Source organism: Piscinibacter defluvii (assembly GCF_004011805.1).
Classification (GTDB): Bacteria; Pseudomonadota; Gammaproteobacteria; order Burkholderiales; family Burkholderiaceae_C; genus Piscinibacter; species Piscinibacter defluvii.
The window spans coordinates 1-4,581 of sequence record NZ_RCHJ01000064.1; the positions used below are offsets into that span (position 1 = coordinate 1).

Genomic DNA, 4,581 nt, shown 5'->3' on the forward strand with positions numbered 1-4,581 from the left:
TTCAGCCAGCGCAGGGCCGCGTCTTCCCAGGTGTAGCGGGGCTTGTCGCCCAGCTTGGCCTGGCGCCACAGGTCGTGCTTCAGCCGGTCGTGGAGTTCCTTCGCGGCCTTGCGGTCAGTTGTCTCAGCCGACTGTCTAACGCGCTGGCCACCTGGCGCGGTGATGTCGATCCACCAGGTTGTGCCTCGTTTGAGGATGCCCATGTCCTGCCTCCAATGCGTTCACATGCGTTGCGATGGCCCTGCGCCCGTTGCTGCACGGCCTCGGTGCCTTGCTGCACGAAGGCATCGATGGCGGCCTGGGTCACTTTCCAGCGCCGGCCGATTTGCATCGCTTTCAGCTGGCCGGTGTTCACCAGGTTCCAGGCGGTGGAGTAGTCCACGCGCAGCATCGTCGCCGTTTCGCGCAGGTCGTAGAAGAGAGGTGTCACTGCAGTCATGTCCGTGCCTTCCTGGCTGCACGCAGCCGGGTCAGTTGGATCTGCTGCTTCGCGGCCGGCGTCAGATCAAAGATCGCACGGTCGCTAGAGGCGTCAAGTTCACAGTCGTCCCCGCGGGCGCCTCGCGCACGGGGTGTGGGGTGGGATGGGTTCTCGTCGTGGTGGATCAGGCGCGCAGGGCGTCGAGGTCGGCAATCAGACGGCGCTTGCCGTACAGGCACATGCCGCGCGCGCACGCGTGCATCGGCTCGGCGGCCACGTGCACGGCCTGTCGATCAAACAGGCCTTCCGCGGCCTGCAGGAAGTACGCTGCGCCGCCACCGGCCAGCCACACGGTCTGCGGTGTGGGCAACTCGGTCAGGGATTGCGCAATGCCGCCCAGCATCCGCCGGGCCCGGCCATGGATCCACGGCCAGTGAAGCTGCAGGTCATGCAGTTGTCCGCACGCCCGCACGGGCTTGCCATGGCGCAGCGCTTGATCAACGGCATCGAGCCGGACGTCGCCGCTGGGGGCACCTTGGCCGATCCGATCGTCCACGGTGCGCAGCAGGCTGGCCACGCCGTGGTATTCGGTGCCGCCGGCCAGGGGCTCCAAGTCGCGGCCGCGGTACAGCGCCCAGTCCAGGCTGCCGAAGCCCGCCACCATCACCAGCGACACCTGCGTTTTGTCGATCTCGGCAGAGTCGAGCCATTCGATGGCGCTGGTAGTGGCCTGGGGCAGAACTTCCACCCGGGCCACGGTGACGCTGGCGTTGGCCGCGATGCGCACCGGCCGCCTCAGCCAGTCGCGGATCTGCGGCTCCAGGGCTTCGCGTTCCCGCATCGGCACGGTCAGCACCAGCATGTCGATGATGGGCTCTTCGATGAAAGCCAGCGCGCCGGCGACGCAGGCGCGGTAGTCAGCGGTGGCCGCAAAGCCTTCTGCCTGCGAGTGATAGATCGCATCGCCCAGCGCCGCTTCGATGTCCGGACCCACCTCGACCAGGTGGGTACCGAAGGGGATCAAGGCATTGCGCCGCGGGGATCTGAGGTTGCTGCAGCGGCTGTCGCAAAAGACGATGTCCGTGAGCGACGGGAAGACTTCGATGTCCGCATGCAGGCCCGAGCGCAGCTTGCTAAACTTTGTGAAGCCGGTACCGGCGTCGATGGCGGCGATGACAGGGCTCTTCGTCATGGTGGTGCTCCGCGTCGGCCTTGCAGGGCAAGGCTCATGGGTTTGGCCGTCGATGGGCCATGGGCCTGCCGCGCGCTGGGCACAAGCATGCGCCTGGCGCGCGATTCAAGCCGGATGAGGGGATGCACCCCTGGCGGGGCGATTCGATTGAAGTGCGGGTCACGACCGCTAACGCCGCCCTGTGCGGTGGATAGGGCGGTGGGCATGGCAAGGTGCACATGCCCGTGCGCACTAAATCTACGCCTGCCGTGGGTGTCTGCCAAGCAAGCTCGCTGGTCGGGCTCCAACCCGACCCAGCACGGGCTGCAGGTGGTTTCAGCGGCGCGGCTTGAAGGGCTTGACGACGTCTTCCACCTGAATCGGGTCCAGCATCTCCTCGACTTGGTTGGCCAGGCTGACTTGATAGTGGCGGCGGCTCAGCATCGCCACCGGGCCATACAGCGCCAGCAGCGGCAAGCCGATCAGCAGGACCATCGGATGCCAGTAGGCGCCGAGCATCAGCGCGCCGAACGATCCAAACACGATGACCACGACATCGATGCTCCGCAGCAGCGCGATGGGATTCTCCAGCACGAAGTTCACGCGCATGCCGATGCTCAGGTTGTACAGGCCCACGCCACGCCCGCCGTAGTGGATGACGGTGACGGCGTGGCCCGCGCGTGCCGGCATGCACCGGCTGTAGACGACGATCTTGTGTTCGCGGTTGCTGGCGTCGGCCAGCCACAGCTCCCAGCGCTCGCGCGAGGGGTCGTCGTCGCGCAGGCCGGGGATGCGATTCAGGTAGCGGCGCGCCTCGATGACACGACCGGTCAGAGTTTCCAGGACGTACATGGGGACTCCCAGGTGAAGGTTCACCTGAAAGTCCCATGCGATCGGCCGCGGTCAAGGGCTGCACCGCCGGCTACTCCGGCAGCGGGTCGTCAAAGATGCCGCCGGCCGACGGGCTGGCCGGTGGCGATGTCGGCCTTAGCAATGCGCCAGGCTTGGCCTCGCCACTTCGCCTTTCCTGCTCGACGAGCACGCCCAGGTAGGCCAGCGTGCGGAAGCGCTCGGCACGACGTCGGCCCTTCGGCAGCCTTGCCAGGTCTTCGTACAGCGGGCCGTGCTGCCAGGCGCCCACCTGCGCGTAGAACTCCAGCATCGGCTCGTCGCGACCCGGGCCTGCCGGGCCCAGCGCTTCGTCGTCGCCGTCACTGCGCTTCATGGTGTGCTCCTTGGCTGGCATCGGTGGCGGCCTGGGCGCGCAGTCGGTCGACACCGGCACGCTGAAAGCCGCGCACGTTGGCGTAGAACGGGTCGGCCAGTTCCAGCACCGGCTGCTTCTTGAAGGCGTCCCGTAGTGCCTTTCGGAAGAGATGCGCGCCGCCACCGCTCAGCACGATGTTGGCGAAGCGGTACTTGCCGCCAATGGAATTGGTCAAGGCCTGGATGCCTTCGGCGGCGATGCCCTCGACGATGGGCATGTATCGCTGGATCTCGCGGGTCTTGCCGTAGGTCGTCAAGCTCCTGCCGGTGCGCAGGGCCTCGTCCACGGTGTGCGGTTCGTCGTAGCGCTCGCCGATCTCGCGCGAGATGGCTTCGCAGATCGCCGACACCACGTCGTGCACGCCGTACTGCGCCGAGTAGCTGCGGTTGGCCACCAGGCGCAGGCCGCGAGCCGTCAGCCAGTCCAGCGTGCGCGTGCCGCAATCGATGATCAGGTTCTCCTGCTGGCCGATCTGATCCAGCAGGCCATGCTCTTCGGCGTAGGCCACCAGCGCACCCTGCGGCTGCGCCACCACCAGCGCCTTGTGCACCTTCACCTTGCGGCCCTTGCCCACATCGTGCTCGCCCACGCACAGGCGTTCCAGCGCCGCCTTGCGCGCGGTGAACTCGGAGACAGGCAGGCCCACCACCAGCACGTCGATCTCGTCGGCCTGCATGTAGTGCAGTGCCCCGAGCATCAACGCCTTGTAGTCGGCTGCCTGTGTGTAGCCCTCGACTGACAGGATGGGTTTGCTGCGCGCGCCGACCGTCAGCACGTCCGGCCCCACCTCGTAGAACAGTTGGCCCACCCGCACCGACACCGTCCGTCGCGGCGCCAGCAAAGGGCGCGCGGTGTGCGGCTCGACGCTGGCCAGGGCCAACGAAGGAAAGCTGGCGTACCGAAGCTCGCCGCTCGCGTTGACGGTGGTGAACTTGGTATGGCCGAACCCGAGATCGATGGCCCTGACGATGCTTCCCATGGGACCTCCAACAGCAGTGGTGCCGACATGGCTCTACTGTTGCCAACGCGGCCGATCACGTCCAATCGAAAGGCGGGTCGAAGTCCCCCCGGAAATCGGCCGCCGATTTCCGGGATCATGCGCTGCGGCAGCTCTTGCTTCGGCGAAGTGGGGTTGCAGCCCGAGTGAAACGGCGGTCTGATTGCTTGATTCGGCCCTCAGGTCTGTTTCCGGTGCGTCTGCAACCCGACCAGCATGTCCGGCACGATCAGGCTTCGGAGAGAGAGGTATGGAATCCATCCGTCAACCCCAGGGGCTTGCGGGCCTCACGCAGTTAATGGCGCCGTAACGGCACTTTTCGCGCTTGCAAGAGTGGCGGCCATCGCGCATGCTTGCAGCGCCGTTGGCACCGGGCAGCTGGCCCACCGGGCGCATCGAGCGCGAATGGCAAGCCCTCCAGAGCACCTTCGGGTGCACGAGCCTTCGGGCTCTGATCCCCGGCCTGTCAACCCGACAGCCGATGACGATGCCGGCAGCGACCTTGATCGTTGCCGACCTGCAAGCCCCTGGCCCCCGAGCCATGCGGCTTGATGCGCGCGACGTCGATCGCGCAACTGCAGCGGGCACGCGATGCCTGCTGGAAGACTCCCCAACGACTGCTGCGTGCGCGCCTTCAAGGCGCCGACGAACACCGACACGATCGGGTTCGCCGGTGTGCACGCACGCATGGCGCGCCAGGTGGCACTGGCGCACTCAGGCCATGC

General features: G+C 66.7%; 4 protein-coding genes and 2 pseudogenes. All 6 read right to left on the bottom strand.

Going from position 1 to position 4,581, the window contains the following annotated elements:
- Positions 1–203: pseudogene (locus D9C15_RS34275) on the bottom strand (tyrosine-type recombinase/integrase); the annotation flags it as partial.
- Between the two features lie 77 nt (positions 204–280).
- Positions 281–439 (bottom strand): annotated as a pseudogene (locus D9C15_RS34660) (helix-turn-helix domain-containing protein); the annotation flags it as partial.
- A 166-nt stretch (positions 440–605) separates the two neighbouring features.
- Positions 606–1,613 (bottom strand): ParM/StbA family protein, encoded by a 1,008-nt coding sequence (locus D9C15_RS32540; protein WP_128003611.1) that lies wholly within the window; start codon positions 1,611–1,613, stop codon positions 606–608.
- A gap of 315 nt (positions 1,614–1,928) precedes the next feature.
- Positions 1,929–2,444 carry a hypothetical protein gene (locus D9C15_RS32545; protein ID WP_128003612.1) on the bottom strand — a complete coding sequence of 172 codons (516 nt, stop codon included), beginning with the start codon at positions 2,442–2,444 and terminating at the stop codon, positions 1,929–1,931.
- Positions 2,445–2,514: 70 nt separating this feature from the next.
- Entirely contained in the window at positions 2,515–2,817 is a 303-nt protein-coding gene (locus D9C15_RS32550) for a hypothetical protein (protein ID WP_128003613.1), read from the bottom strand.
- Positions 2,804–3,838 carry a PRTRC system protein D gene (locus D9C15_RS32555; RefSeq protein ID WP_128003614.1) on the bottom strand — a complete coding sequence of 345 codons (1,035 nt, stop codon included), beginning with the start codon at positions 3,836–3,838 and terminating at the stop codon, positions 2,804–2,806. The genes D9C15_RS32550 and D9C15_RS32555 overlap by 14 nt, the downstream gene beginning before the upstream one ends.
- Between the last annotated feature and the right edge of the window lie 743 nt (positions 3,839–4,581).